The organism is Kitasatospora sp. NPDC034023 (genome assembly GCF_055575795.1).
Genome location: NZ_JBVIRY010000016.1, coordinates 25,650 through 50,439 on the forward strand (window position 1 = coordinate 25,650; position 24,790 = coordinate 50,439).

Consider the following 24,790-nt stretch of genomic DNA (forward strand, 5'->3'; position numbering starts at 1 on the left):
GGGCCTGTGACCGTACCGAACACACCTCCGGATCCCGCCCACACCGATGTGCAGGCGGCGCCGGAAGACGCCGTGCCCGACGCCGTGCCCGACCCGTACGCGCCCCCGCAGGGGCTTGCGCCCGTCGCGTCCGACGCTCACGGGCCTTCGCTGGTGCAGCGGCTGCTGCCGGAGGTACGGGTCTGGGCAGGGGTCGTCGTCGCCTGCCTGGTGGCCGGGCTAGTGATGGCCGCCCTGTGGGCGTGGCTGGCACCGAAGGTGCCGCTGGTCGTGGACGGCGACCGGATCCTCTACGTGGACCCCGAGGGCGAGCAGCGGGCCGGGGCCGACGCGGTGTTCGTGATCATCGCCTTGGGCGCCGGCATCCTGACCGCGCTCGGCGCCTTCCTGGTCACCCGGCGACGCGGCGGCGGCATCGCGGTCGCGCTGGGGCTGACCGTCGGCGGACTGCTCGGGGCACTGGGGGCCTGGCGGATCGGCCGGTGGCTCGGGCCGACCAAGGACCTGATCGGCGAGGCCCGGCGGGTCGGGAACGGCGGGCACTTCGACGCGAACATCGACCTGGGGGCGATGGGCGCGCTGCTGGTGTGGCCGATGACGGCGATGGTGGTGCTGCTCGCGCTGTCGGCGGCGTTCGGCAAGCGGGAGGAGGACCCGCCGCCGTACTGGGGGGCGCCGGTCGCTCCCCCGGCGGCTCCGCCCACGCTTCCGGTGGGGCCGGAGGACCGGGGCTGAGGTTCGGCGGTCCGAGGTCCGAGGTCCGAGGTTCGCGGTGTGGTGGCAGGGCGGAGGGGCGGTGGTCCGGGGACGGGCCGCGGCCTTCCGCCCTGCGGCGTTTCCGGTGGGGGCTCGGTGGGCGCGGGCTCAGCGGGCTCAGCGGGCTCAGCGGGCGATGGGGGCGGTGAGGGCCCGGGTGAGGGCGATGAGGTCGGCGGGGGCGAGTTCCACCTCCAGGCCCCGGCGGCCCGCCGAGACGTAGACGGTGGGGTGGGTGAGGGCGCTGGCGTCGACGACGGTGCGCAGGGGGCGGCGCTGGCCCAGCGGGGAGATGCCGCCGAGGACGTAGCCGCTGCTGCGTTCGGCGGCCGCGGGGTCGGCCATGGTGGCGCGCTTGCCGCCGACGGCCGAGGCCAGGGCCTTGAGGTCGAGCTGGCCGGCGACGGGGACCACGCCGACGGTGAGGGTGCCGTCCACGTCGGCCACCAGGGTCTTGAAGACGCGCTCGGCGGCCACGCCGAGGACCTCCGCCGCCTCGCCGCCGTAGGAGGCGGCGGCGGGGTCGTGGTCGTAGGCGTGCACGGTGAACGGGACGGCGGCGGATTCCAGGGCGACGGTGGCCGGGGTGCCCTGGCCGCCCTTCTTGGTCTTCTTGGCCATGCGAGGGGTCCTGGGCTCCTGGGTTTCTGGTTCCTGGGTCAGTTGGGGCTGAAGGACTGGCGGGTGAGGTCGACGGCGGGCAGCGAGGGCAGCCAGGTGAGGACGGCGGTCTCGCGGCGCAGCAGGTCGAGTTCGGTGCGCAGGCGCTGGGCGGTGTCCGGGCAGGCGAGCAGCTGCTGCTTGACCGGGGTCTCGAACACCGAGGCGGCGGCGACCAGGTAGGAGAGCACCTGCGGGTCGTCGGGGAGGTCCTGGCGGCCGACGGTGCTGGCCTCGCGGGCGCCGGCGAGGCGCTTCTGGTAGACCCGGAAGGCCCGCTCGACCTCGGCGGCCAGCGCGCCGGAGCCCTCGCCGGGGCGTTCCTCGATCGGCTCGATCTCGCCGGTCAGGTACGGACCGGAGACGTCCACCGAGCGGAGCCGGAACCGGGTGGTGCCGGTGACCAGGAGCTCGTAGCGGCCGTCGGGCTGGTGCTCGGCGGAGGCGACGTCGGCGACGCAGCCGACCGGGAAGACCGCCTCGAGCGGGTCCCCGGTGAACGTGCCGAGGCCGTCGAGCGGTCCGGCCGGGCCTTCCTCGGGCCGGACCGGGGCGACCTCGCGGCCGTCCTTGATCGCGAGCACGCCGAAGCGCCGGGGGGCGTCCTCGGGCTGTTCGAGCAGGTCGGCGACGAGACGGCGGTAGCGCTCCTCGAAGACGTTCAGGGGCAGCACCAGGCCCGGGTAGAGCACGGTGTTCAGCGGGAAGAGCGGAAGCCGTTCTGTCACGGCGGACAGCGTAGTTCCCCGGACGGGGGCCTTGTCGCGCGGTTGAGGGCTCACCCGCGCTGAAGCATCCGGGTGGCGCCCGCGACGACGGTGGAGGCGAGCAGCCAGCCGATGACCACGAGTGCGGCGGAGATCCACTGGGCGAGGCCGCCCGGGTTCCAGCCGCCCTGGTTGAGATCGACGATCGGCAGCAGCTGGTTGAGGGTGTAGAGCACCGGGTTCCAGTGCGGCCGTTCGTCGGCCTTGAGCGGCTCCAGCGGGTGGGTGGCGAACCAGAGGCTGCCGAGGACCCAGGCGAGCAGCAGCCACAGGCCCGCCCTGCCGGGGCGGTAGCCGTAGCCGACGGTGGCGTCCTGGACGGCGCCCCAGACCCGGGCGGGCAGCGGCAGGGTCCGGCGGCGCCGGCGCTGCTTGGCGTACAGCACCTCGCGGGCGTCGTCGTCGGCCCCGTCGCGGCGCAGGGCGGCGGCCAGCTGCTCGTAGGACTCCGGCTGGAACTCGACCGAGGAGCCCTCCAGCCACTCGATCCGCTCCTGGATGCCGAAGGCCCTCAGCGGGCGCAGGTTCTCGTAGACGAAGCCGGTCAGGCCCAGGTGCTTGCCGAGCGGCCAGGCCTCGGGGATGTCGACCAGGTTGCCGACCCGGGCGCGGGAGAGCGAGACCGTGCCGGTGGGGCGGAACTTGCAGGTGAAGCGGAGCTCGGGGGTGTGGATGCGGCGCAGGGAGAGTTCGTCGTCACCCTCCAGGTGGAATTCGCCGGAGATCAGGCAGGCGCCGTCGAAGCGGCTGTCGGACAGCCGGACCCGGCCGAAGGCGCGGAAGGGGGTGACGGGGCCGTCGGGCGGCGGGTTCGCGCCGTAGCCGGACCCGTAGTAGCCGCGGGAGCCCGCCCAGCCGCGGTCGGCGGAGCCGGTCAGGTAGAGGGTGTGGCCGACGGTGACCCGGACGGCGTTGAGGCAGGTGTTGTTGTGCTGCCGGTCGGCGTGCAGCTGGGCGCCGCGCAGCGAGAGCCGGCCGCCTATCCGGGCGGTTCGTATGCTCAACTCGCCCTGGGTGTGCAGGCGTTCGGCCTCGAAGTCCTGGTTGACGCTGATCCCGTCGGCGGAGACAGCGCGGCCGTAGCGGTCGCCGCCGACGACGGCCTGGTTGAGCAGCAGGTCGGTGCCGATCCTGGCGTCGGTGAGCCGGATGCCGTCGGGGAGGCGGCAGCGGGCGAGGTGGAGGTCGCCGGTGGTGGAGAGCCGGGAGGCCTCCATGCGGGGGATCAGGCAGTTCACGAAGCGCAGCGTGGACACCGCCGCCTCGGAGATGAGGATCTTGTGCTCGAAGCGGCAGTCGTGCAGCTCGACGTAGTGGCCGATGGCGGCGCCGGCCAGGTTGAGCGCGCCCGTGACCAGCGCGCCGCTGAGGCGCAGCGAGGCGACGCGCCCGGGCGCGGGCTCCGGACCGACCAGCAGCAGGTGGGCGAGCACCTCGGCGCGGACGGTGCGCCGAGCGTCCCAGACGGCGTCGCCGAAGGGGTCGTCGGTGTCGGCTCCGCCACTGCGGAGGTCGAGGATCTCCCCCTGGTGGTAGGCCTCCCAGAGCTGCCGCTCGGTATCGGTCCAGCCCTCTGGAGCGCGCTCCACCATGGTTTCCCCCGTCCCCCGGTCGTCTCGCCTTTCGTATCACGGACTGAAATGCGGGACCAGCGGTTCCGGCCACTCCTTACACTGGGTGGCGTGATCTCTCGAATCGACCTCCGCGGCTCGCTCGACGACCCGCGTGACCTGCTGCCCCGTGCCGACTTCGACGTCGCGGCCGCCCTGGAGAAGGTGCGACCGATCGCCGAGGACGTCCACCATCGCGGGGTCGCGGCGCTGATCGAGATCACCGAGCGCTTCGACGGCGTCCGCCTGGAGTCCACCCGGGTCCCGGCCGAGCAGCTGACCGAGGCCCTGGAGACGCTGGACCCGCAGGTACGCGCCGCGCTGGAGGAGTCGATCCGCCGGGCCCGCGCCGTGCACGCCGACCAGCGCCGCACCGGGCACACCACCCAGGTGGTGCCGGGCGGCACGGTCACCCAGCGCTGGGTGCCGGTCGAGCGGGTCGGCCTGTACGTGCCCGGCGGGCTCGCGGTCTACCCGTCCTCCGTGGTGATGAACGTGGTGCCGGCCCAGGAAGCGGGCGTCCGGGGCATCGCGGTCACCTCCCCGCCGCAGAAGGCCTTCGGCGGCCGCGTCCACCCGACGATCCTGGCGGCCTGCGCGCTGCTCGGCGTCGACGAGGTCTACTCCGTCGGCGGCGCCCAGGCCGTCGCGATGTTCGCCCTCGGCACCGAGGAGTGCGAGCCGGTGAACATGGTCACCGGCCCGGGCAACATCTACGTGGCCGCCGCCAAGCGCTACTTCGCCGGCCGGATCGGCATCGACTCCGAGGCCGGACCGACCGAGATCGCCGTCCTCGCCGACGACAGCGCGCTGCCCTCCGACGTCGCCGCCGACCTGATCAGCCAGGCCGAGCACGGCCCCACCTCCGGCTCGGTGCTGGTCACCGACTCCCCGGCGCTGGCCGACGCCGTCGAGGCCGAACTGACCGTGCAGGTCGCCAAGACCAAGCACAGCGAGCGCGTCGCCGAGGCGCTGGGCGGCAAGCAGTCCGGCATCATCCTGGTCGACGACCTCACCCAGGGCCTCGCCGTCGTCAACGCGTACGCGGCCGAGCACCTGGAGATCCAGACCCGCGACCCGCACGCGGTGGCCGCCCGGGTCGTCAACGCGGGCGCGATCTTCATCGGCCGCTGGACCCCGGTCTCGCTGGGCGACTACGCGGCCGGCTCCAACCACGTGCTGCCCACCGGCGGCTGCGCCTGCCACTCCTCCGGGCTGTCGGTGCAGACCTTCCTGCGCGGCGTCCAGGTGGTCGAGTACGACCGCGACGCGCTGGCGGACGTCGCCGCGCACGTGGTCACCCTGGCGAACGCCGAGGACCTCCCCGGGCACGGGGACGCCATCAAGGCTCGATTCGACTGGACGGTGCCGGGCTCGTGACCGCTATTGACGATCTTCCGATCCGGGACGAGCTGCGCGGCCAGTCCCCGTACGGCGCACCGCAGTTGGACGTACCCGTCCAGCTGAACACCAACGAGAACCCGTACCGGCTGCCCGAGGAGCTGGTGGCCCGGATCGCCGAGCGCGTCGCCGAGGCCGCCCGCAACCTCAACCGCTACCCCGACCGGGACGCGGTCGAGCTGCGCGAGGGCCTCGCCGGGTACCTCGGGCGGACCACCGGCTTCCCGGTCGTGCGCGAGCAGGTGTGGGCCGCCAACGGCTCCAACGAGGTCCTCCAGCAGCTGCTGCAGGCCTTCGGCGGCCCCGGCCGCAGCGCACTCGGCTTCGAGCCCTCGTACTCGATGCACGCGCTGATCTCCCGGGGCACCGGCACCGCCTGGATCTCCGGCCCGCGCAACGACGACTTCACCATCGACCTCCACGCCGCGCTCGCCGCGATCGCCGAGCACCGGCCCAACGTGGTCTTCATCTGCTCGCCGAACAACCCGACCGGCACCGCCGTCGAAGCCGACACCGTGCTGCGGCTGTACGAGGCCGCGCAGGCCGCCCGGCCCAGCCTGGTCGTCGTGGACGAGGCGTACGTCGAGTTCTCGCACCGCGCCTCGCTGCTCTCGCTGATCGAGGGCCGCCCCAACCTGGTGGTCACCCGCACCATGTCCAAGGCCTTCGGCGCGGCCGGGCTGCGCCTGGGCTACCTGGCCGCCGACCGGGCGGTCGTCGACGCCGTCCAGCTGGTCCGCCTGCCGTACCACCTGTCCGCCGTCACCCAGGCCACCGCGCTGGCCTGCCTGGAGCACACCGACACCCTGCTCGGGTACGTCGGCCGGCTCAAGGAGCAGCGCGACCGGCTGGTCGACGCGCTGCGGGCGATGGGCCTGGAGGTGACCGACTCGGACGCCAACTTCGTCCAGTTCGGCCGCTTCGCCGACACCCACGCCGTCTGGCAGGCCATCCTCGACCAGGGCGTCCTGGTCCGCGACAACGGCGTGCCCGGGTGGCTGCGCGTCACCGCCGGCACCCCCGCCGAGAACGACGCCTTCCTGGACGCCGTCCGCACCGCCCTCCCGTCTCCCACCCCCACCCTTGATCGAGCACGCTCCGCGCGCGCTGCCAGTCAGGAGCTGTAACCCCCATGTCCCGCATCGGACGCGTCGAGCGCACCACCAAGGAGACCTCCGTCCTGGTCGAGATAGACCTCGACGGCACCGGCAAGACCGACATCTCCACGGGCGTCGGCTTCTACGACCACATGCTCGACCAGCTCGGCCGGCACGGCCTGTTCGACCTCACCGTCAAGACCGACGGCGACCTGCACATCGACACCCACCACACCATCGAGGACACCGCCCTCGCGCTCGGCGCCGCCTTCAAGCAGGCGCTCGGCGACAAGGTCGGCATCTACCGCTTCGGCAACTGCACGGTGCCGTTGGACGAGTCGCTCGCCCAGGTCACCGTGGACCTCTCCGGCCGGCCCTACCTGGTGCACACCGAGCCCGAGGGCATGGCGCCGATGATCGGCAGCTACGACACCACGATGACCCGGCACATCCTGGAGTCCTTCGTGGCCCAGGCGCAGATCGCGCTGCACGTCCACGTGCCGTACGGGCGCAACGCCCACCACATCGTGGAGTGCCAGTTCAAGGCGCTGGCCCGGGCGCTGCGCTACGCCGCCGAGCGCGACTCGCGCGCGGCCGGCATCCTCCCGTCGACCAAGGGTGCGCTGTGAGCAATTCCGCGTTGGCTCTGATCTTCGTCGGCCTCTTCCTGGCCGGCGGAGTGATCTCCTTCTGGAAGCAGAAGCTGCCGAAGGGCGTCATCCTCGTGCTGGGGCTGGGCGCGGGGATGTGCCTGGCCGCCGGCGTCATGCGCCTGTAGCCCCGCCCGACCTGCCAGACGTGTCAGACCTGGCCCGACCTGCCAGACCTGCCCTAGAAAGACTGGACACCTGAACATGGGCAAGAACGTCGTCGTCCTCGACTACGGCTCCGGCAACCTCCGCTCCGCGCAGCGCGCCCTGGAGCGGACCGGGGCGAACGTCACGGTCAGCTCCGACTACGACACCGCGATGGCCGCGGACGGCCTGCTCGTCCCCGGTGTCGGCGCCTTCGAGGCCTGCATGCGCGGGCTGAAGTCGGTCCGCGGGGACTGGATCATCGACCGCCGCCTCGCCGGGGGCCGCCCGGTCATGGGCATCTGCGTGGGCATGCAGATCCTCTTCGAGAAGGGCGTCGAGCACGGCGTCGAGACGGCCGGCTGCGACGAGTGGCCGGGCACCGTCGAACCGCTGGAGGCCCCGGTCGTCCCGCACATGGGCTGGAACACCGTGGACGTCCCCGAGGGCAGCCGGATGTTCGCCGGCCTCGACCCGCAGACCCGCTTCTACTTCGTGCACTCCTACGGGGTGCGGCGCTGGGAGCTGGAGACCCACAGCGCGCGGATCAACCCGCCGCTGGTCACCTGGGCCACGCACGGGCAGCCGTTCGTCGCGGCCATCGAGAACGGCCCGCTGTGGGCCACCCAGTTCCACCCCGAGAAGTCCGGTGACGCCGGCGCCGCCCTGCTGACCAACTGGGTCAACACCCTCTGACGAGCTGAAAGTTGTATCTGATGAGCGAACGAAGTGAGCGAGCCGTCGAGGCTGTGCCCGGCGATGCCACCGCTGAGCGGAGCGAGAGCGGGGGCCTGAGCCGCCTCGAACTGCTTCCCGCCGTCGACGTCCGCGACGGCCAGGCCGTCCGCCTGGTCAAGGGCGCCTCCGGCACCGAGACCTCCTTCGGCGAGCCGCTGGCCGCCGCCCTCGCCTGGCAGAACGCCGGCGCCGAGTGGCTGCACCTGGTCGACCTCGACGCCGCTTTCGGCACCGGCTCCAACTACGAGCTGCTGCGCGAGGTCACCGGGCAGCTGGACATCAAGGTCGAACTGTCCGGCGGTATCCGGGACGACGAGTCGCTCGCCCGCGCCCTCGCCACCGGCTGCACCCGGGTCAACCTCGGCACCGCCGCCCTGGAAGCCCCCGCATGGGTCGCCAAGGCCATCGCCGAGCACGGCGACAAGATCGCCGTCGGCCTGGACGTGGTCGGCACCACCCTGCGCGGCCGCGGCTGGACCCGCGACGGCGGCCAGCTCTTCGAGGTGCTCGAGCGCCTCGACCAGGAGGGCTGCGCCCGCTACGTCGTCACCGACGTCAACCGCGACGGCACCCTGACCGGCCCCAACCTGCAGCTGCTGCGCGACGTCTGCGCCGCCACCGACCGCCCGGTGGTCGCCTCCGGCGGCGTCTCCTCGCTGGACGACCTGCGCGCCATCGCCACGCTCGTCGGCGAGGGTGTCGAGGGCGCCATCGTGGGCAAGGCACTCTACGAGCAGAAGTTCACCCTCGAAGAGGCCCTGGAGGCGGTTTCAGGATGACCGATGGTCGGATCGTACGTGGCGAGGTCGTGCGGGGCGAGGTCGTGCGGGGCGAGGTCGTGCGGGGCCGAGTCCGCGGATTCTCCCCCTGGGAGGACGAGTTCGGCTACTCCCGGGCCGTCGCCGCGGGCGACCACGTGCACGTGGCCGGCACCACCGCCTGGGTGGACGGCCGGATCGAGCACGAGGGCGACCCGTACCGGCAGACCCTCGCCGCGTTCGGCGTCGGGCTCACGGCCCTGGCCGCGTACGGTCTGACCGCGGACGACGTGGTCCGCACCCGGATGTACATCACCCACGTCCGCGACGCCGACGAAGTGGGCCGCGCCCACCACGAACTCTTCGACGCCGCACGCCCGGTGGCCACCATGGTGGTGGTCGAGGGACTGATCGACTCCCGGATGATGGTCGAGATCGAGCTCGACGCGTACCGCTCCGGGCTGGCAAAGACCCTGGAAGGCAATCAGCCGTGACCCTCGCCGTACGAGTCATCCCCTGTCTGGACGTGGACGCCGGGCGGGTGGTCAAGGGCGTCAACTTCCAGAACCTGCGCGACGCCGGCGACCCGGTCGAGATGGCCAAGCTCTACGACGCCGAGGGCGCCGACGAGCTCACCTTCCTTGACATCACCGCCTCCTCCGGCGACCGGGAGACCACCTACGACGTGGTCCGCCGCACCGCCGAGCAGGTCTTCATCCCGCTCACCGTCGGCGGTGGCATCCGCGCCGTCGAGGACGTCGACAAGCTGCTGCGGGCCGGCGCCGACAAGGTGGGCGTCAACACCGCCGCCATCGCCCGGCCGGAACTGGTCCGGGAGATCGCCCAGCGGTTCGGGCGGCAGGTGCTGGTGCTCTCGGTGGACGCCCGGCGCTGCCCGGAAGGCACCGAGACGCCGTCCGGCTTCGAGGTCACCACGCACGGCGGACGCCAGGGCACCGGCCTGGACGCCGTCGAATGGGCGGGCCGCGCCGCCGAACTGGGCGCCGGGGAGATCCTGCTCAACTCGATGGACGCGGACGGCACCAAGGACGGCTACGACCTGGAACTGATCCGGGCCGTGCGCAAGGCCGTCTCCGTGCCGGTGATCGCCTCCGGCGGGGCCGGCAAGCTCGCCGACTTCGCGCCGGCCGTGGACGCGGGCGCGGACGCGGTGCTGGCCGCCAGCGTGTTCCACTTCGGGGACCTGCGGATCGGCGAGGTCAAGGGCGCGCTGCGGGAGGCCGGGCACCCGGTGCGGTGACCGTTTCGTGCGGATGAGGGCCCGCCGGTGCTGGTGCGCACCGGCGGGCCCTCACGTGTCCCAGGACTCCTGCCGCGACTCGGGTCCCGTCGCGACTCAGGTACGGCCGCGACTAGGGTCCGCGACTCAGGTACGGCCGCGACTCAGGACTCCCGCGGCTCGCCGTGGATCAGCGCGAACGGGGCGCCGTTCGGATCCGCCAGCCAGGCCAGCCGGCCGACGTTCTCCACGTCCGAGGCCGCCATCAGCACCGAGGCGCCGGCCGCCGTCGCCTTCGCGATCACCGCGTCCACGTCGGCGGCCGCGAAGTACGGCGTCCAGGCGGAGGGCTGCTCCGGGGACATCGTCGGGGCGATGCCGCCGAAGCTGGTCGCCTGCTGGTCGCCCTCGGAGGTCGAGATCACCCGGTAGGCCATGCCCGGCGACGGCTCGAAGTTCTCCATCCGCCAGCCGAACAGCTTCTCGTAGAAGGCGAAAGCGACCTCCGGGCCGGAGGTGTGCAGCTCCGACCAGACCAGCGCGTCGTCCTCGGAGACGATGCCCAGACCCTTGGTGTTGCCGGCCTGCCAGACGGAGAACTCGGCGCCCTGCGGATCGGTGAGCGCCGCGAACCGGCCCTCCTGCATGACGTCCATCGGCGGCACGCGGACGGTGGCACCGGCCTGCTCGGCGGCCTTCACCGTGGCGTCCACGTCCTCGGTGCGGAAGTACGTCGTCCAGGCGGACCGCGCCCCCTCGTCGAGGTTGCCGAGGGCGCCGACGGTCTTGCCGTTCAGCTGGAAGAAGCCGTAACCACCGGCCTCGGGGACCTCCTGGAACGTCCAGCCGAAGACCTTCCGGTAGAACTCGGCGGTGGCGGGGATGTCCGGGCTGCCGAGGTCGATCCAGCAGGGGGAGCCGGTGGGGAAGTCGGTGGTGAGCATGGAGTGGTGCCCCTTCGACGCAGAGTGACCGGGAGTGGCCGGGAGTGGCCGGGAAGGTTCCGTCGGGCGCGAGCACGCCCCCGCCCCGGCCACCTGCGAGTCTGCACCCGGGCATGGACATCCGCAGCTCGGACACGGCTGACCTGGGGATTCGTCGTGGACGGCTACGCCGTGCGTGGCCCCGCAGCAGCCCCGTGCCGGCCGCTCACAGCCAGCCGCGCTGCGCCGCCTTGAGACCGGCCTCGAAGCGGCTGGCGGCGTCGAGCCGCTCCATGAGGGCGGACATCTGGCGACGCACGGTGCGCACCGAGATGCCGAGCCGCTTGCCGGCGGCCTCGTCGGTCAGGCCCGTGCCGAGCAGCCGGAGCAGGTCGCGTTCGGCCGGGGTGAGGCCGGTGTCGTGATGGGTGGGCCGGTCGGCGCCGAGCGGCACGGCGGTGGCCTCCGACCCGGGCCAGACCGGAAAGCTCTACCTCTACAAGGGCACCGGCAGCGGCCTGAGCTCCCGCACCGAGATCGGCTCCGGCGGCTGGTAACCGGAGAACGGACGACGCCGACCCGGTAGCGGGAGTGATCTGCGGTGACGGTGCTGCCCCACAGGTTGCTGTGGGGCAGCACCGTCACCGCGCCGGCCGCTTCCACCGGCACCCTCCCCGGCCCGATGCGCAAAGGGCGGGCGTCCTACGGCGCAGGCAGCGGCAGGACGTGCCGGAGGGCCTCGACCGCGTCCGGGGCGCCGTCGACGGTCAGGGTGGTACGGGCACCACGGCCGTAGACGAACAGGACCAGCTCGCCCGGTTCGCCGGTGAGGTGGACGGTGGGAGCGCCGGCCGGGCCGACGGTCAGCGACCGGCCGTCCGGGCGGGCGAGAGTGAGACGGACGGGAGAGCGGCGGCCGGCCTCCAGCCGGGCCAGCAGGGGAAGCCGGCGCCAGAGCGCCTCGGCGCGCCCCGGCGGGACGGGCTGCGCCGTCCAGTCCTCGCCGGCACGCAGGACGTCCTCGGCGTGCACGAAGTACTCGATGGTGTTCGCCGCCTCATCCGCGCCGGGCAGGGCGAACAGCGAGAACACCGGCGGCCCGCCCCGGAACAGCCGCACCAACTCCTCGTACGGTCGCGCGGCGTAGTCGTCCTGCACCCGCTGCGTCCACCCGGCCAGCGCACCCACCCGGATACCGGCCGCCGCATCGGCACGGCGCTCCCGGATCACCAGATGGGCAGCGAGGTCCCGGGTGGTCCACCCCCCGCAGAGCGTGGGGGCCTCCGGCCCGGCAGCGGTGAGGAGTTGAGCGAGACGGTGGCGCTCGGCAAGCGCATGGTTCGACATGCTGAAAGCCTAGGGGTTGCACACACCCGGCCCACCCGGAGCCACCCCCCGCCTCGGCTGCTCCCCGGCTTCCAACGGAGATGCCCCCTCGGCGCGCCGAGGGGGCATCTCAGGTTTTGGCCTGTCTCTGCACCTCTTGTGGGTCCGAATTCCTATCCGAATTCCTACGGGTGCAGCCGGCCGGTGAGTTTGGGGGCGCCCTGTTTGTTGCCGCCGGTCAGGGTGCAGGTGTAGTCGCGCCAGCCCTGTTGGTAGTTGACCAGGGCGGGGCCGAACTGGCGGCCGTAGTAGGTCTTTCCGTCGGCCTGTCTGGCTTTGGCGGTGGCTTCGGCTTCCTTGCAGCCGTCGCGCATGGCGAGGGCGATCGGGACTTCGCCGGTGAGATTGTCGGGCAGTTTGAGGTTGGCGATGACTTCGCCGTCGTGGTCGCCGGTGCAGGGGCGTTCTTCGGCGCGGGTGATCACCGGGCTCAGCTGCGGGTGGTCGAAGCAGGTGCCGACGGGGAAGTAGGCGTACGGCGGCTGTGGCTTGGTCGGCGTCGGGCTGGGTGTCGGGGTCGGCGTGGGGGTGGCCGTGGGGGTGGGTGGGGGCGGTGCGGCGGTCGGCTTCCTGTCGTCCGGCCAGAGCACCGCGGTGGCCAGCACCGCGAGGAGGGCGACCAGCACGGCGATGACGGTGAGGACCAGGCCGCGCGACGGGCGGGAGGCGGCGGCTGCGGGCGGCTGCTCGGGGGTCATGGCCATGAGGATGGCCCACGCGTGCGGCGCCTGGCAGGCGGTTGGCCGAACTCGCCCCCGTACGGGCGGATGACCGGGACCAGAGGTCGGACGGACCAGCCGGGTCGGACGGCCGGGCTGACACAATGGGCCGCATGTCCACCACACCCGCCACTCCCGGCACCACCGCCCTGGCCCCCGAGATCGCCGCCCGCCTCAAGCGCACCGAGGACGGCCTTCTTCCGGCCATCGCGCAGCAGTACGACACCGGCGAGGTGCTGATGCTCGGCTGGATGGACGACGAGGCCCTGCACCGTACGCTCACCACCGGCCGCTGCACCTACTGGAGCCGCAGCCGCCGCGAGTACTGGGTGAAGGGCGACACCTCCGGTCACGTCCAGGCGGTCAAGTCGGTGGCCCTGGACTGTGACGGCGACACCCTGCTGGTCAAGGTCGACCAGGCCGGCGCGGCCTGCCACACCGGCGACCGCACCTGTTTCGACGCCGACGTGCTCCCCTTTTCCTGATCACCCGACCACAACTCCAGAAGGTGCCGCCGCGCATGGACCTCGAAGCCTTCCGCAAGCTCGCCGTCGACACCCGGGTCATCCCGGTCACCCGCAGGCTCCTCGCGGACGGCCTCACTCCGATCGGCCTCTACCGCAGCCTCGCCGGGGAGCGGCCCGGCACCTTCCTGCTGGAGTCCGCGGAGCAGGGCCGCAGCTGGTCGCGCTACTCCTTCGTCGGCGTGCGCGGCGCCGCCACGCTGACCGTCGACCAGGACGGCAACGCCCGCTGGCTCGGCACCCCGCCGGTCGGCATCCCCACCACCGGCGACCCGCTGCAGGTGCTGCGCGCCGCGCTGGAGGCGCTGCACACCCCGCGGCACGCCGACGACGGCCTGCCCCCGCTCACCGGCGGCCTGGTCGGCTACCTCGGCTACGACATCGTCCGCCGGCTGGAGAAGCTGCCCGACCTCAACCCGGACGACCTCAAGCTCCCCGAGCTGACCATGCTGCTGGCCACCGACCTGGCGGTGCTCGACCACGCCGACGGCACGGTGCTGTTGATCGCCAACGCCGTCAACCACAACGACCTGGCCACCGGCGTGGACGAGGCCTACGCGGACGCGGTGGGCCGGCTGGACGTGATGGAGGCCGACCTGTTCAAGCCGGTCGACCCAGGCCTGGCCACCTTCACCCCGGCCGGCCCCGGCGAGGTGCACTCGCCGTTCGGCGGCGAGCCGTACCGGGCGGCGGTGGACGAGATCAAGGAGCGGATCCGGGCCGGCGAGGCCTTCCAGGTGGTGCCGTCGCAGCGCTTCGAGGCGCCCTGCCCGGCCTCCGCGCTGGACGTTTACCGGGTGCTGCGCACCACCAACCCCAGCCCGTACATGTACCTGTTCCGCTTCCCGGGCCCGGACGGCACCGCCGAGGGCGGCTTCGACGTGGTCGGCTCCAGCCCGGAGGCGCTGGTCAAGGTCACCCGGGGCGAGGCGATGCTGCACCCGATCGCGGGCACCCGGCACCGCGGCGCCACCCCGCACGAGGACGCGGGGCTGGCCGCCGAGCTGCTCGCCGACCCCAAGGAGCGGGCCGAGCACCTGATGCTGGTGGACCTCGGCCGCAACGACCTCGGGCGGGTCTGCGAGCCGGGCAGCGTCGAGGTGGTCGACTTCATGCAGATCGAGCGGTACAGCCACGTGATGCACATCGTCTCCACCGTCACCGGCAAGGTCGCGCCCGGGCGGACCGCCTTCGACGTGCTGACCGCCTGCTTCCCGGCGGGCACCCTCTCCGGCGCGCCCAAGCCGCGGGCGATGCGGATCATCGAGGAGCTGGAGCCCACCCGCCGCGGCCTGTACGGCGGTTGCGTCGGCTACCTGGACTTCGCCGGGGACTCCGACACCGCGATCGCGATCCGGACCGCGGTGCTGCGCGACGGCACGGCGTACGTGCAGGCCGGGGCGGGCGTGGTCGCCGACTCGGACCCGTACGGCGAGGACACCGAGTGCCGCAACAAGGCGGCCGCCGTGCTGCGGGCCGTCGCCACCGCCAATACGCTGCGGAGGCCGGAACTGTCCTGACCGGAGCTGTCCTGACCGGAGCTGTCCTGACCGGAACTGTCCTGAGGCGTGAGGGAGGCGGCCGGGGTGCCCGAGGTGCCGTACGACGAGCTGCGCTGGGAGGTCGTGCTGGGCACGGCCGGGCAGCTCGGCGAGCAGCCGGCGGGCCACGGCCGGGTGCTGTCCGGTGTGGCGGTCGACTTCCCGGCGGCGCCCGGCGGCCTGGCTCCCGACGAGGTGGCGGTGCTCGCCCCGGACGTCGCCGTGCTCGCCCGCGACGCGGTGCGGGGCGAGCGGGGCCGGTTCGGCGCGGCCGGGGTCGAGGCGGTGCTGGAGGTGGCCCGGCCCGGTCTGTCGGAGGCCGGGCGGGCGTACGCGCGCAGCGGCGTGCCGCTGTACGTGGTGGTCGACCCGGCGGCGGCGGTCTGCACCGTGCACACCGCGCCGTCGCCCGAAGGGGTGTACCGGGAGGCCGAGCGGGTGCCGTTCGGCAACGACCTGTTCCTGCCGCTGGGCGGGCGGACGGTGGTGCTGCGGACGGACGTCTTCCCGGGCCCGTTCCCCACCCCGGGTACGGACTGAGGTGTCGGTCGGGGGATAGTGGACGGGTGAGCGCTGACCAGACCCCCGCCCCCACCGCCGCCGCAGGCCGCCGCACGCTCGGCGTGATGCTGCTGCTCACCGTGCTGAGCGCCGTGCTGGTGCTGACCGCGGCCGGGCGGACCTGGGCCCAGGGCCGGGCCGGCACCCTGGACGTCTCCGTCACCGGCGGCAACATCTCCGAACTGCCCGGCGGGCTGGCCCTGGTGGGCCTCGCCGCGGCCGTCGCGGTGTTCGCGGTGCGCGGCGCCGGACGGCTGGCGGTCGGCGCGCTGACCCTGCTCGCCGGGATCGGCGCGGCCGCCGCGTCGGTCGCCGGGGCGGGCGACACCGCCGCGCTGGACGCCGAGGCCGCCCGCAAGCTCGGCCTGACCGGCTCGGCGGCCACCGAGGTCGCGCACACCGGCTGGCCCTGGGTCGCGTTGGTCGGCGGCGTGCTGCTGGCCCTCGCCGGACTGCTCACCCTGCGCTACGGCCGCCGCTGGCCCGCCATGGGCAGCCGCTACGAGGCGCCGACCCGCAAGGCCCCGGCCAGGGCCGAGACGCCCGGCGACCTGTGGAAGGCGCTGGACCGCGGCGAGGACCCCACGGCCCTCTGAGGCCCCACGGCCCTCCGAGGGGCGCTCGGCCGCCCCGTCGGGCCCCGTACCCGCCCGAAGCGCGCATGTGACGCGATAGACGCGGCACCCGCTTTGGGGGCCCGGTGTGTGGCCCGGCACAATGGAACCCGTCCACCCGCCGACGGCCCCGCAGGCCCGGTCGGGCCCCGAGAGCCAAGGAGCACCACGCAGATGGCAGCAGCAGCGCACGGCCACAACCCCGCCGCCTGGACCGGCGTCGTCATCACCTTCGTCGGTTTCGGCATCGCGGGTGTCGCGATGATCCTGCCGTCGGTGCTGCTCGTCTGGGCCGGCCTGGCGGTCGCCCTGGCCGGTGGCGTGGTCGGCAAGGCCATGTCGATGGCGGGCATGGGCAAGCAGCCGAGCACCAACGTCTACAAGTCGGTCGAGGAGCAGAGCGAGGCCCGCGCGGCCCGCCAGCCCCACCCCGCCGTCGCCGTCGCCGCCGCCTGACGACCGGCCCCGGTACGGAACGGCTGCCTCCGGGACGGTTTCCGTACGACGTACGGGAAGGCCTTCGTAGGACACGCCTTTCGCACAACCGAACGGCGGGCGCGCCGCGCCCGCCGTTTCGTCGTCTCCGGGCCCGGGCGCGGGCAGAATCGGGGCGTGAACGCCGCCCCCACCGCCTCCGCCCCGTCGCCCGTGCTGCGCCGGCTGGGTCCGCCGCTGACCGCGCTGGCGGCGGTGGCCGTCCCGACCGTGTACGTCGCCGTGGTGGACCCGAACAGCCCCGGGCACTACCCGGACTGCCCGTTCCTGACCGCCACCGGCTGGTGGTGCCCCGGCTGCGGGGGGCTGCGCTGCGTCCACGCGCTGACCCACGGGGACTTCACCGGCGCGCTGCACGACAACGCCGCCGCCGTCCTGCTGTTGGGCGTGCTGGGGGTGCTCTGGCTGCGTTGGGCCTGGGCCGCGCTGACCGGTGGGCCGCTGCCGAGGGTCACCGTCGGGGGCCGGCGCTGGGCGCTGATCGCGCTGCTCGTGCTGGTGTTTACCGTGGTGCGAAACTCGCCGGTCGGAGCGGGTTTGGCGCCGCCACTGGTCTGAGCGGCGCGAACGGCCCGGTCGGGGGTGGAGAAGCGGTGAAGTCGCAGTTGAGGGCGGCCGGAGCGGGCGTCCGGTCCGCGAGACGTGTGCCGGGCTGATGCGCCCCGCGCCCCCGGGTGCCGATACCATCGAAGAGCCGGCGGGTTGCCGCCCGCGCGGTTCTGCCGGCCGACCGGCAGAACCGACTGGCAGATAAAGATGGGGGCTCCTGCGTGAGTGTGCTCGACTCGATCATCGAAGGGGTCCGCGAGGACCTCGCCGAGCGGCAGGCCCGGGTCTCCCTGGACGAGCTGAAGGAACGCGCCGCCAAGGCCCCGGAGGCCAAGGACGGCGTCGCCGCCCTCAAGGGCGACGGGGTCCGGGTGATCTGCGAGGTGAAGCGCTCCAGCCCCTCCAAGGGCGCTCTGGCCTCGATCGCCGATCCGGCCGCCCTGGCGCGCGACTACGCGGCCGGCGGTGCCGCCGCGATCAGCGTGCTGACGGAGCAGCGCCGCTTCGGCGGTTCGCTGGCCGACCTGGACGCCGTCCGCGCCGCGGTGGACACCCCGCTGCTGCGCAAGGACTTCATCGTCACCGCGTACCAGCTGTGGGAGGCCCGCGCGCACGGCGCCGACCTCGCGCTGCTGATCGTCGCGGCCCTCGACCAGTCGGCCCTGGTGTCGCTGATCGAGCGCGCCGAGTCGATCGGTCTCACCCCGCTGGTCGAGGTGCACGACGAGGAGGAGATCGGGCGCGCGGTGGACGCCGGGGCGCGGATCATCGGCGTCAACGCCCGCAACCTGAAGACCCTCGAGGTGGACCGCAACACCTTCGGGAACGTGGTCCACGCCATTCCGGACCACATCGTCAAGATCGCCGAGTCCGGGGTGCGCGGCCCGCTGGACGTGATCAACTACGCCAACCTGGGCGCCGACGCGGTGCTGGTCGGCGAGTCCCTGGTGACCGGCAAGGACCCGCGTGCCGCGGTCGCCGACCTGGTTGCCGCCGGGGCCCACCCCGCCGTCCGGCACAAGGACTGACACAGCCCGATGAAGATCGCCACCCGACTCGCCCCCGGCTGCCGCCCGCGCGGCTGCCGCGCGCCCGCACGCCGGGTGCTGGGGCGTCGGGTGCGGTACGTGATCGGCTGTGAGCCCGGCCAGGTACCGGGACGACGATGGCGCGTGACGCGCGGCTGACCCCAGCCGATCAGACGTCACTGTCGTCCAACTTCCCAAGGGAAACCACATGTCCGAGAAGGACTACCTGCCCGGTGCCCAGGTGCCGGACGCGCGCGGATACTTCGGCGCGTACGGCGGCCGCTTCATCCCCGAGGCGCTGGTCGCCGCGGTCGAGCAGGTCGCCGAGGAGTACGAGAAGGCCAAGACCGACCCGGCCTTCACCGCCGAGCTCGACGCGCTGCTCAAGGACTACACCGGGCGCCCGAGCCCGCTGACCGACGTGCACCGCTTCTCCGCCGAGGCGGGCGGCGCGCGCGTCCTGCTCAAGCGCGAGGACCTCAACCACACCGGCTCGCACAAGATCAACAACGTGCTGGGCCAGGCCCTGCTCACCAAGCGGATGGGCAAGACCCGGATCATCGCCGAGACCGGCGCCGGCCAGCACGGCGTGGCCACCGCCACCGCCTGCGCGCTGTTCGGCTTCGACTGCACCATCTACATGGGCGAGGTCGACACCCAGCGCCAGGCGCTGAACGTCGCCCGGATGCGGATGCTCGGCGCCGAGGTGGTGGCCGTCACGTCCGGCAGCCGCACGCTGAAGGACGCCATCAACGAGGCGTTCCGCGACTGGGTCGCCAACGTGGACTCCACCCACTACCTGTTCGGCACCGTCGCCGGGCCGCACCCGTTCCCGATGATGGTCCGCGACTTCCACCGGGTCATCGGGGTCGAGGCGCGGCAGCAGGTGCTCGACCGGACCGGGCGGCTGCCCGACGCCGTGGTCGCCTGCGTCGGCGGCGGCTCCAACGCGATGGGCATCTTCCACGAGTTCATCCCGGACGCCGGCGTGCGCCTGATCGGCTGCGAGGCGGCCGGCGAGGGCGCCGAGACCCCCCGGCACGCCGCTACCCTCACCAAGGGCGACCCGGGCGTGCTGCACGGCTCCCGCACTTACGTCCTGCAGGACGAGGACGGCCAGACCATCGAGTCGCACTCGATCTCGGCCGGCCTGGACTACCCGGGCGTCGGCCCGGAGCACGCCTGGCTGAAGGACACCGGACGGGCCGAGTACCGCCCGGTCACCGACGACGCCGCGATGCAGGCACTGCGGCTGCTGTCCCGCACCGAGGGCATCATCCCGGCCATCGAGAGCGCCCACGCGCTCGCCGGGGCCCTGGAGCTCGGCCGCGAACTCGGGCCGGAGGCCACCATCCTGGTCTCCCTCTCCGGGCGCGGCGACAAGGACATGCACACCGCCGCCGAGTACTTCGGCCTGTACGACGAGCCGGGCGCCGGTACCGCCGGCGGCGCCGGTTCCGCCCAGGGGGGTAAGTGATCATGGCTTCGAAGCTGAGTGACGCCCTGGCGGCCGCCAGGGCCGAGGGGCGCGCCGCACTGATCGGCTACCTGCCGGCCGGCTTCCCCACCGTCGACGGCGGCATCCGGGCGGTCAACGCGCTGCTCGAGGGCGGCTGCGACGTGGTCGAGGTCGGCCTGCCGCACTCCGACCCGGTGCTGGACGGCGCCGTCATCCAGACCGCCGACGACATCGCGCTGCGCGGCGGCGTGCGGATCAAGGACGTGCTGCGCACCGTCCGGGAGGTCGCGTCCGCGCGCCCCGAGGCGGCGGTGCTGGTCATGACGTACTGGAACCCGGTCGACCGCTACGGCGTGGCGCGCTTCGCCGCCGACCTGGCGGCCGCGGGCGGGGCCGGCTGCATCCTGCCGGACCTGCCGGTGGAGGAGTCGCAGGAGTGGCGCAAGGCGGCGGACGAGCACGGGCTGGACACCGTGTTCGTGGTCGCCCCCAGCAGCAAGGACGCGCGGCTGGCCGAGGTCACCGCGGCGGGCAGCGGGTTCGTGTACGCGGCCGCGGTGATGGGCGTGACCGGCACCCGGTCGGCGGTCGGGTCGCTGGCCGAGGACCTGGTCGCGCGCACCCGGGCCACCACGGACCTGCCGGTCTGCGTCGGGCTCGGGGTCTCCGACGCCGGGCAAGCGGCGGAGGTCGCGCGGTTCGCGGACGGCGTGATCGTCGGTTCGGCGTTCGTGAAGCGGATCCTCGAAGCGGGCGACGACGAGGCGGCGGCACTGGACGCCGTGCGCGCGCTGGCCGGGGAACTGGCGGCGGGCGTGCGGAGGCGCTGACACTCGGTCGGAACGGTCGATCGACGGCCCGCCACTCCCCGGGGAGTGGCGGGCCGTCGGCGTCGGGGCTGTCGGCGTCGGGCGGGACGGGTCGAGGCGGGGGCCGTCGGCTGAGGGCGGGACGGCGCGGCGCGGCGCGGGTCGGGACGGGTCGGCGCCGGGCGCGTCGACTTCGGGGTGGCCCCGAACGAGTGAACAGCGGCGGCGACACGCATCAGCGGGGGTTGACGGGCGTTGAGTGGAGGGACGAGTGCACGGAGGCAGCGGAGCGAGCGAAGGGGTGAGCCGGTGCGGGGTTTTCATCGGGCCGTTCTGCTGCGGGCGGCGGCGGCCGCACTGGCTCTCGGCGCCGCCGTCGGGGCGCACACCGAGGTGGGGCAGGCGCTGGCCAAGCGGGGTGCCGAGCGGGCGGAGCGGGAGGCGGTCGCGTGTGCCGAGGCGGCCCGCTGGGACGCCGCCGAGCGGGCCGGCCGCACGCAGCACGAGGGGCGTCCGGACCTGTTCGACCCGGGGCGGATGCCGGGGTGCCGCTGACGTACGGGTGTTCGCCGGATTCGGACAGACCGTCATCTAACGTCACCTATACGGCTTAATTCCTGAATACGGAGGAACCCCCCTTCATCCCTTACGGTTCATCAGGAAGTGAACGAGTTTCCCGAGGGGGGTTCCCTGATGGCCGGCCCGGCAGCACAGCCCGGTGACCCGGCACCCACGCCGTCGGCGCGTCGGCCGGTGCCGGCCTGGAGCGACTGGCTGGGCACGGCCGCACGGCTCGGCCTCGCGGTGGTCTGGGGCTGGGCCGGACTGGCCAAGATCGCCGACCCGGCGGAGGCCGCCCAGGCCGTGCGCGCCTACGAGATCCTGCCCGAGAGCCTGGTCAAGCCGATCGGCTACGGCCTGCCCTTCCTGGAGCTGGCGCTCGCGCTGCTGCTGGTGATCGGGCTCGGCGTCCGGCTGGTCGCCGGGGTCTCCGCGCTGCTGCTGCTCGTCTTCATCGCCGGGATCTCCTCCGCCTGGGCGCGCGGCATCTCGATCGACTGCGGCTGCTTCGGCGGCGGCGGGCACGTCGACGAATCCCAGACGGCGTACCTACAGGAGATCCTGCGCGACACCGGGTTCCTCCTGCTGGCCGGGTGGCTGCTGTGGCGGCCCCGTACCCGGTTCTCGGTGGACGGCTGGCTGGCGAGCTGACCCTCCGGCCCCGCCGGACCCCCCACCGCTGCACCCCCACCCCGCACCCCCACCCCTGCACCCGACGAAGGCTCCCCGACCGTGGATGTCAAGGCAATGAGCGAGAAGAACCGAGAAGGCAAGCGCACCGCCCGCGAGCGGATGCTGGAGCAGCGGGCGGCCGACGAGGCCTCCTCCCGGCGCAAGAAGAAGCTGATCGTGGGCGGCGCCGTGCTCGCGGTGATCGCCGCCGCCGTGATCGTCGGCGTCGTGGTGCAGAACGAGCGCTCCAAGCCGGAGACCCCGACCGCCGCCCCGGCCGGGACCATCGGCGACAAGAACCTCGTCATCCCGGTCGGCGCGGGCAACGCGCCCGCCGTCCTCACCGTCTACGAGGACCCGCGCTGCCCCGCCTGCGGCGCCTTCGAGCGGGAGTTCTCGGCGACCGTCGACCAGCTCGAGGACGCCGGCAAGGTCTACACCAACTACCACATCGTGTCGTTCATCGACCGGGCCGTGCCGGGCAAGGGCTCCAAGGCCGGCGCCAACGCGCTCGCCTGTGCCCAGGACGCCGGGCACTTCCGGGACTACCACGACGTGCTGTACCGCAACCAGCCGGACGAGACCAGCGACGCCTTCGGCAACAAGGCCGTCCTGCTGAACCTGGCCAAGCAGGTCAACGGGCTGGACACGCCTGAGTTCCAGGCCTGCGTCAACGACAACAAGTACGGCGGGTGGGTGTCCTCGGTACAGCAGGACTTCGACAAGTCCAGCTACAAGTCCACCCCGACCGTGCTGCTCAACGGCCAGCCGATCTACCCCAAGAACGGCAACGACGAGATCACCCCGGAGAACCTGGTGAAGTGGGTGGACGCCGCCAACCAGGGCAAGCAACTGGGCACGGCGGGCTCGCACGGGCAGACCCCGGCGCCGACCAGCGGCGCCTCGGAGGCCAACAACCCGTCGCCGAACGCCGGCTGACCCCCGCACCCGGCCGCCGCGCCCTCCCCGTCCGGAGGGGGCGGCGGCCGCTGTTGTTCGGTTTCTGTGACCCGGGGGGTGTCGGACGGGGGCCGTCGACCCTGTAGCGTCGGAACTGCCATGGATATCGCCTACATTCCCAGCCCGTCGCGGGGCGTCCTCCACCTCGGACCCATCCCGCTGCGCGCCTACGCCTTCTGCATCATCCTCGGTGTCGTCGTCGCCGTCTGGCTCGGCAGCAAGCGCTGGGTCGCCCGGGGCGGTGGTAAGCACACGGTCGGCGACATCGCCGTGTGGGCCGTGCCGTTCGGCCTCGTCGGCGGCCGCCTCTACCACGTGATCACCGATGGCGGCCGGCTGTACTTCGGCGAGGGGAAGAACCCCTGGGACGCCCTCAAGATCTGGGAGGGCGGCCTCGGGATCTGGGGCGCGATCGCGCTGGGCGCGGTCGGCGCCTGGATCGGCGCCCGCCGCCGGGGCGTGCCGCTGCCCGCGTACGCCGACGCCATCGCACCGGGCATCGCCCTCGCGCAGGCGATGGGCCGCTGGGGCAACTACTTCAACCAGGAGCTGTACGGCCGCGAGACCACGCTGCCCTGGGGCCTGAAGATCCACAAGGTGCTGCCGGACGGCACGGTCGTGGACGGCGTCTACCACCCGACCTTCCTGTACGAGTCGCTCTGGTGCGTCGGCGTCGCGCTGCTGGTGATCTGGGCGGACCGCCGGTTCACGCTGGGCCACGGCCGGGCCTTCGCGCTGTACGTGGCCGCGTACACCGTGGGCCGGTTCTGGACCGAGTGGCTGCGGATCGACGAGGCGCACGTCTACTTCGGCCTGCGCCTGAACGACTGGGTGTCCATCGCGGTGTTCCTGGGCGCCGTGGCGTACCTGGTGATCGTCGGCAAGAAGCGGCCCGGCCGGGAGGACCCGGCGAGCATCGACCCGGGCGCGCAGCTGGAGATGGAGGGCCACGACGGCACGGCGGGCGGCACGGCGGACGCCACGTCGGATGCCAAGGCCGAGCGGAAGGCCGGCGCCATGGGCGAGCAGAAGGCCGACGCCAAGGCCGGGAAGGACGCGGACGGGAAGAAGCCGTCCCGGTCCGTGGACGAAAAGCCGGCCGCCGAAACGGCCGCCGAGCCGACTGCCGTGATCGCCGAGAAGGCCGGCGAGGACGCCAAGAACCCGATCTGACCTGGGACTTCCCCCCGGCTGAGGCCACCCTTCGCGAGGCTTGCGAAGGGTGGCCTCAGTGCTGTTCGGACAGCCTTACTTTGCTGGAAATGCCCAGGTCAGGCGGGCTACGTTCAAGGCGGACGAACGACGACGGAGGGGAAGAGACGATGACTGTGACCACCCTGGAGCCCGATGCCGGACACCAGCCCCGGATACCCGCGGCCGGTCACCACCGGGACGTCAACGGCGGCTGGCTGCGCCCGGCGGTGTTCGGCGCGGTGGACGGGCTGGTGTCCAACTTCGCGCTGATGACCGGTGTGGTCGGCGGCGCGGTGTCCAACGGCACGGTGATCCTGACCGGGCTGGCGGGCCTGGCGGCCGGTGCCTGCTCGATGGCGGCGGGGGAGTACACCTCGGTGGCCTCGCAGCGGGAGCTGGTGCAGGCCGAGATCGAGGCCGAGCGGCTGGAACTGAGCCGCAACCCGCACGGCGAGCTGGCCGAGCTGGCCCAGCTGTACGTCTCGCGCGGGGTGGACCCGGAGCTCGCCCACGAGGTGGCCCGGCAGCTGTCCGCCGACCCGGAGCTGGCCCTGGAGGTGCACGCCCGCGAGGAGCTGGGCGTCGACCCCACCGACCTGCCCTCGCCGCTGGTCGCGGCCGGGTCCTCGTTCCTGTGCTTCGCGCTCGGCGCGCTGCTGCCGCTGCTGCCGTACCTGCTGGGCGCGACCTCGCTGCTGCCGGCCCTGGTGCTGGCGGGGGCCGGACTGTTCCTGTGCGGCGCGGTGGTGGCCCGGGTGACGGCGCGCAGCTGGTGGTTCAGCGGACTGCGGCAGCTGGTGCTGGGCGGGGCGGCGGCCGGGGTGACCTACCTGCTCGGCCTGTTGATCGGCGGGCATGTGGGATGACCCAGAACTGTGCATGATTATGCTGGGCAGCGCGTGACGTTTCACACATGGGCGTCGCGTAGCGCCTGGCCTAGTCTCATCATCCGGGCCTCGGCGCCGCGGATTCGC

Annotated in this window: 30 protein-coding genes and 1 pseudogene; 24 read left to right on the plus strand and 7 right to left on the minus strand. The window is 73.1% G+C overall.

Annotation, left to right across the window (positions count from 1 at the left end; all coding sequences use genetic code 11):
• Nucleotides 1-6: 6 nt before the first annotated feature.
• Nucleotides 7-735 carry a hypothetical protein gene (locus ACZ52R_RS21360; protein WP_465618310.1) on the plus strand — a complete coding sequence of 243 codons (729 nt, stop codon included), beginning with the start codon at nucleotides 7-9 and terminating at the stop codon, nucleotides 733-735.
• A gap of 147 nt (nucleotides 736-882) precedes the next feature.
• Here ACZ52R_RS21360 and ybaK read toward each other — a convergent pair whose 3' ends face one another.
• The 3 genes from ybaK to ACZ52R_RS21375 are packed head-to-tail and all read right to left on the minus strand — an operon-like array spanning nucleotide 883 to nucleotide 3,775.
• On the minus strand, nucleotides 883-1,377 hold the full coding sequence (ybaK, locus tag ACZ52R_RS21365; RefSeq protein WP_465618312.1) for a Cys-tRNA(Pro) deacylase: 495 nt from the start codon (nucleotides 1,375-1,377) through the stop codon (nucleotides 883-885).
• A 38-nt stretch (nucleotides 1,378-1,415) separates the two neighbouring features.
• Nucleotides 1,416-2,144, minus strand: coding sequence for an LON peptidase substrate-binding domain-containing protein (locus ACZ52R_RS21370; protein WP_360505440.1), 729 nt, complete (start codon nucleotides 2,142-2,144; stop codon nucleotides 1,416-1,418).
• Nucleotides 2,145-2,194: 50 nt separating this feature from the next.
• Nucleotides 2,195-3,775 (minus strand): oxidoreductase, encoded by a 1,581-nt coding sequence (locus ACZ52R_RS21375; RefSeq protein ID WP_465753888.1) that lies wholly within the window; start codon nucleotides 3,773-3,775, stop codon nucleotides 2,195-2,197.
• Between the two features lie 90 nt (nucleotides 3,776-3,865).
• On the opposite strand from ACZ52R_RS21375, the gene hisD reads away from it, so the two are divergent.
• The 8 genes from hisD to hisF all read left to right on the plus strand — a co-directional run bounded on the left by hisD (nucleotide 3,866) and on the right by hisF (nucleotide 9,842).
• Complete coding sequence (hisD, locus tag ACZ52R_RS21380) at nucleotides 3,866-5,173, plus strand: histidinol dehydrogenase (protein ID WP_360505444.1); 1,308 nt, start codon at nucleotides 3,866-3,868, stop codon at nucleotides 5,171-5,173.
• Nucleotides 5,170-6,321 (plus strand): histidinol-phosphate transaminase, encoded by a 1,152-nt coding sequence (locus ACZ52R_RS21385; RefSeq protein WP_465618315.1) that lies wholly within the window; start codon nucleotides 5,170-5,172, stop codon nucleotides 6,319-6,321. The genes hisD and ACZ52R_RS21385 overlap by 4 nt, the downstream gene beginning before the upstream one ends.
• Before the next feature lie 5 nt (nucleotides 6,322-6,326).
• A complete protein-coding gene (gene hisB / locus ACZ52R_RS21390; protein ID WP_360505447.1) occupies nucleotides 6,327-6,920 on the plus strand; it encodes an imidazoleglycerol-phosphate dehydratase HisB in 594 nt (197 codons plus the stop codon).
• Nucleotides 6,917-7,069: a hypothetical protein gene (locus tag ACZ52R_RS21395; protein WP_360505449.1), complete on the plus strand. Its 153-nt coding sequence runs from the start codon at nucleotides 6,917-6,919 to the stop codon at nucleotides 7,067-7,069. Before hisB ends, ACZ52R_RS21395 begins: the two co-directional genes overlap by 4 nt.
• Nucleotides 7,070-7,145: 76 nt before the next feature.
• The gene (gene hisH / locus ACZ52R_RS21400; RefSeq protein ID WP_465618318.1) at nucleotides 7,146-7,781 is read left to right on the plus strand and encodes an imidazole glycerol phosphate synthase subunit HisH; all 636 of its coding nucleotides are present in this window, start codon (nucleotides 7,146-7,148) and stop codon (nucleotides 7,779-7,781) included.
• Between the two features lie 95 nt (nucleotides 7,782-7,876).
• A complete protein-coding gene (gene priA, locus ACZ52R_RS21405) occupies nucleotides 7,877-8,602 on the plus strand; it encodes a bifunctional 1-(5-phosphoribosyl)-5-((5-phosphoribosylamino)methylideneamino)imidazole-4-carboxamide isomerase/phosphoribosylanthranilate isomerase PriA (protein ID WP_360505475.1) in 726 nt (241 codons plus the stop codon).
• On the plus strand, nucleotides 8,599-9,075 hold the full coding sequence (locus ACZ52R_RS21410) for a RidA family protein (RefSeq protein ID WP_465753889.1): 477 nt from the start codon (nucleotides 8,599-8,601) through the stop codon (nucleotides 9,073-9,075). The genes priA and ACZ52R_RS21410 overlap by 4 nt, the downstream gene beginning before the upstream one ends.
• Nucleotides 9,072-9,842, plus strand: a complete 771-nt coding sequence (gene hisF, locus ACZ52R_RS21415; protein ID WP_360505455.1) for an imidazole glycerol phosphate synthase subunit HisF — start codon at nucleotides 9,072-9,074, stop codon at nucleotides 9,840-9,842. Before ACZ52R_RS21410 ends, hisF begins: the two co-directional genes overlap by 4 nt.
• Nucleotides 9,843-9,985: 143 nt before the next feature.
• Here hisF and ACZ52R_RS21420 read toward each other — a convergent pair whose 3' ends face one another.
• The 4 genes and pseudogenes from ACZ52R_RS21420 to ACZ52R_RS21435 form a co-directional block, all read right to left on the minus strand.
• Nucleotides 9,986-10,765, minus strand: coding sequence for a VOC family protein (locus ACZ52R_RS21420; protein ID WP_465618322.1), 780 nt, complete (start codon nucleotides 10,763-10,765; stop codon nucleotides 9,986-9,988).
• 205 nt (nucleotides 10,766-10,970) lie between these two features.
• Nucleotides 10,971-11,201, minus strand: a pseudogene (locus ACZ52R_RS21425) (LuxR C-terminal-related transcriptional regulator); the annotation flags it as partial.
• Between the two features lie 245 nt (nucleotides 11,202-11,446).
• A complete protein-coding gene (locus tag ACZ52R_RS21430) occupies nucleotides 11,447-12,091 on the minus strand; it encodes a TIGR03085 family metal-binding protein (protein WP_465618324.1) in 645 nt (214 codons plus the stop codon).
• A gap of 164 nt (nucleotides 12,092-12,255) precedes the next feature.
• Nucleotides 12,256-12,828 carry a hypothetical protein gene (locus ACZ52R_RS21435; protein WP_465753890.1) on the minus strand — a complete coding sequence of 191 codons (573 nt, stop codon included), beginning with the start codon at nucleotides 12,826-12,828 and terminating at the stop codon, nucleotides 12,256-12,258.
• Between the two features lie 134 nt (nucleotides 12,829-12,962).
• Between ACZ52R_RS21435 and hisI the strand changes: the two genes are divergently transcribed.
• The 15 genes from hisI to ACZ52R_RS21510 all read left to right on the plus strand — a co-directional run bounded on the left by hisI (nucleotide 12,963) and on the right by ACZ52R_RS21510 (nucleotide 24,682).
• A complete protein-coding gene (hisI, locus tag ACZ52R_RS21440) occupies nucleotides 12,963-13,334 on the plus strand; it encodes a phosphoribosyl-AMP cyclohydrolase (RefSeq protein WP_465618328.1) in 372 nt (123 codons plus the stop codon).
• 35 nt (nucleotides 13,335-13,369) lie between these two features.
• Nucleotides 13,370-14,893, plus strand: coding sequence for an anthranilate synthase component I (locus ACZ52R_RS21445; RefSeq protein ID WP_465618330.1), 1,524 nt, complete (start codon nucleotides 13,370-13,372; stop codon nucleotides 14,891-14,893).
• Between the two features lie 66 nt (nucleotides 14,894-14,959).
• Nucleotides 14,960-15,454, plus strand: coding sequence for a Uma2 family endonuclease (locus ACZ52R_RS21450; RefSeq protein ID WP_465618332.1), 495 nt, complete (start codon nucleotides 14,960-14,962; stop codon nucleotides 15,452-15,454).
• Between the two features lie 26 nt (nucleotides 15,455-15,480).
• Nucleotides 15,481-16,071, plus strand: a complete 591-nt coding sequence (locus tag ACZ52R_RS21455; RefSeq protein ID WP_360510007.1) for a TIGR02234 family membrane protein — start codon at nucleotides 15,481-15,483, stop codon at nucleotides 16,069-16,071.
• 192 nt (nucleotides 16,072-16,263) lie between these two features.
• Complete coding sequence (locus ACZ52R_RS21460) at nucleotides 16,264-16,545, plus strand: HGxxPAAW family protein (RefSeq protein ID WP_465618334.1); 282 nt, start codon at nucleotides 16,264-16,266, stop codon at nucleotides 16,543-16,545.
• 156 nt (nucleotides 16,546-16,701) lie between these two features.
• Entirely contained in the window at nucleotides 16,702-17,142 is a 441-nt protein-coding gene (locus tag ACZ52R_RS21465; protein ID WP_360510005.1) for a DUF2752 domain-containing protein, read from the plus strand.
• A 212-nt stretch (nucleotides 17,143-17,354) separates the two neighbouring features.
• Complete coding sequence (trpC, locus tag ACZ52R_RS21470) at nucleotides 17,355-18,161, plus strand: indole-3-glycerol phosphate synthase TrpC (RefSeq protein ID WP_360510004.1); 807 nt, start codon at nucleotides 17,355-17,357, stop codon at nucleotides 18,159-18,161.
• 9 nt (nucleotides 18,162-18,170) lie between these two features.
• The gene (trpM, locus tag ACZ52R_RS21475; protein ID WP_373560517.1) at nucleotides 18,171-18,320 is read left to right on the plus strand and encodes a tryptophan biosynthesis modulator TrpM; all 150 of its coding nucleotides are present in this window, start codon (nucleotides 18,171-18,173) and stop codon (nucleotides 18,318-18,320) included.
• Nucleotides 18,321-18,369: 49 nt separating this feature from the next.
• Nucleotides 18,370-19,638 (plus strand): tryptophan synthase subunit beta, encoded by a 1,269-nt coding sequence (trpB, locus tag ACZ52R_RS21480; RefSeq protein WP_360510003.1) that lies wholly within the window; start codon nucleotides 18,370-18,372, stop codon nucleotides 19,636-19,638.
• 2 nt (nucleotides 19,639-19,640) lie between these two features.
• Nucleotides 19,641-20,450, plus strand: coding sequence for a tryptophan synthase subunit alpha (gene trpA, locus ACZ52R_RS21485; protein ID WP_465753891.1), 810 nt, complete (start codon nucleotides 19,641-19,643; stop codon nucleotides 20,448-20,450).
• Nucleotides 20,451-20,738: 288 nt separating this feature from the next.
• Entirely contained in the window at nucleotides 20,739-20,984 is a 246-nt protein-coding gene (locus ACZ52R_RS21490) for a hypothetical protein (protein WP_360509887.1), read from the plus strand.
• 108 nt (nucleotides 20,985-21,092) lie between these two features.
• Entirely contained in the window at nucleotides 21,093-21,641 is a 549-nt protein-coding gene (locus ACZ52R_RS21495) for a MauE/DoxX family redox-associated membrane protein (protein ID WP_465753892.1), read from the plus strand.
• A gap of 96 nt (nucleotides 21,642-21,737) precedes the next feature.
• Nucleotides 21,738-22,601, plus strand: a complete 864-nt coding sequence (locus tag ACZ52R_RS21500; protein WP_465753893.1) for a DsbA family protein — start codon at nucleotides 21,738-21,740, stop codon at nucleotides 22,599-22,601.
• Nucleotides 22,602-22,721: 120 nt separating this feature from the next.
• On the plus strand, nucleotides 22,722-23,795 hold the full coding sequence (gene lgt / locus ACZ52R_RS21505; protein ID WP_465753894.1) for a prolipoprotein diacylglyceryl transferase: 1,074 nt from the start codon (nucleotides 22,722-22,724) through the stop codon (nucleotides 23,793-23,795).
• A gap of 149 nt (nucleotides 23,796-23,944) precedes the next feature.
• A complete protein-coding gene (locus ACZ52R_RS21510) occupies nucleotides 23,945-24,682 on the plus strand; it encodes a VIT1/CCC1 transporter family protein (RefSeq protein WP_465618346.1) in 738 nt (245 codons plus the stop codon).
• Nucleotides 24,683-24,790 lie beyond the last annotated feature (108 nt).

Excerpts from the sequence above, each read along its gene's own strand:
- ybaK (WP_465618312.1), bottom strand. The coding sequence starts at position 1,377 with ATGGCCAAGAAGACCAAGAAGGGCGGCCAGGGCACCCCGGCCACCGTC.
- ACZ52R_RS21375 (WP_465753888.1), bottom strand. The coding sequence starts at position 3,775 with ATGGTGGAGCGCGCTCCAGAGGGCTGGACCGATACCGAGCGGCAGCTC.
- hisB (WP_360505447.1), top strand. The coding sequence starts at position 6,327 with ATGTCCCGCATCGGACGCGTCGAGCGCACCACCAAGGAGACCTCCGTC.
- hisH (WP_465618318.1), top strand. The coding sequence starts at position 7,146 with ATGGGCAAGAACGTCGTCGTCCTCGACTACGGCTCCGGCAACCTCCGC.
- ACZ52R_RS21410 (WP_465753889.1), top strand. The coding sequence starts at position 8,599 with ATGACCGATGGTCGGATCGTACGTGGCGAGGTCGTGCGGGGCGAGGTC.
- ACZ52R_RS21420 (WP_465618322.1), bottom strand. The coding sequence starts at position 10,765 with ATGCTCACCACCGACTTCCCCACCGGCTCCCCCTGCTGGATCGACCTC.
- ACZ52R_RS21430 (WP_465618324.1), bottom strand. The coding sequence starts at position 12,091 with ATGTCGAACCATGCGCTTGCCGAGCGCCACCGTCTCGCTCAACTCCTC.
- ACZ52R_RS21435 (WP_465753890.1), bottom strand. The coding sequence starts at position 12,828 with ATGACCCCCGAGCAGCCGCCCGCAGCCGCCGCCTCCCGCCCGTCGCGC.
- hisI (WP_465618328.1), top strand. The coding sequence starts at position 12,963 with ATGTCCACCACACCCGCCACTCCCGGCACCACCGCCCTGGCCCCCGAG.
- ACZ52R_RS21445 (WP_465618330.1), top strand. The coding sequence starts at position 13,370 with ATGGACCTCGAAGCCTTCCGCAAGCTCGCCGTCGACACCCGGGTCATC.
- ACZ52R_RS21460 (WP_465618334.1), top strand. The coding sequence starts at position 16,264 with ATGGCAGCAGCAGCGCACGGCCACAACCCCGCCGCCTGGACCGGCGTC.
- trpM (WP_373560517.1), top strand. The coding sequence starts at position 18,171 with ATGAAGATCGCCACCCGACTCGCCCCCGGCTGCCGCCCGCGCGGCTGC.
- trpB (WP_360510003.1), top strand. The coding sequence starts at position 18,370 with ATGTCCGAGAAGGACTACCTGCCCGGTGCCCAGGTGCCGGACGCGCGC.
- trpA (WP_465753891.1), top strand. The coding sequence starts at position 19,641 with ATGGCTTCGAAGCTGAGTGACGCCCTGGCGGCCGCCAGGGCCGAGGGG.
- ACZ52R_RS21500 (WP_465753893.1), top strand. The coding sequence starts at position 21,738 with ATGAGCGAGAAGAACCGAGAAGGCAAGCGCACCGCCCGCGAGCGGATG.
- lgt (WP_465753894.1), top strand. The coding sequence starts at position 22,722 with ATGGATATCGCCTACATTCCCAGCCCGTCGCGGGGCGTCCTCCACCTC.
- ACZ52R_RS21510 (WP_465618346.1), top strand. The coding sequence starts at position 23,945 with ATGACTGTGACCACCCTGGAGCCCGATGCCGGACACCAGCCCCGGATA.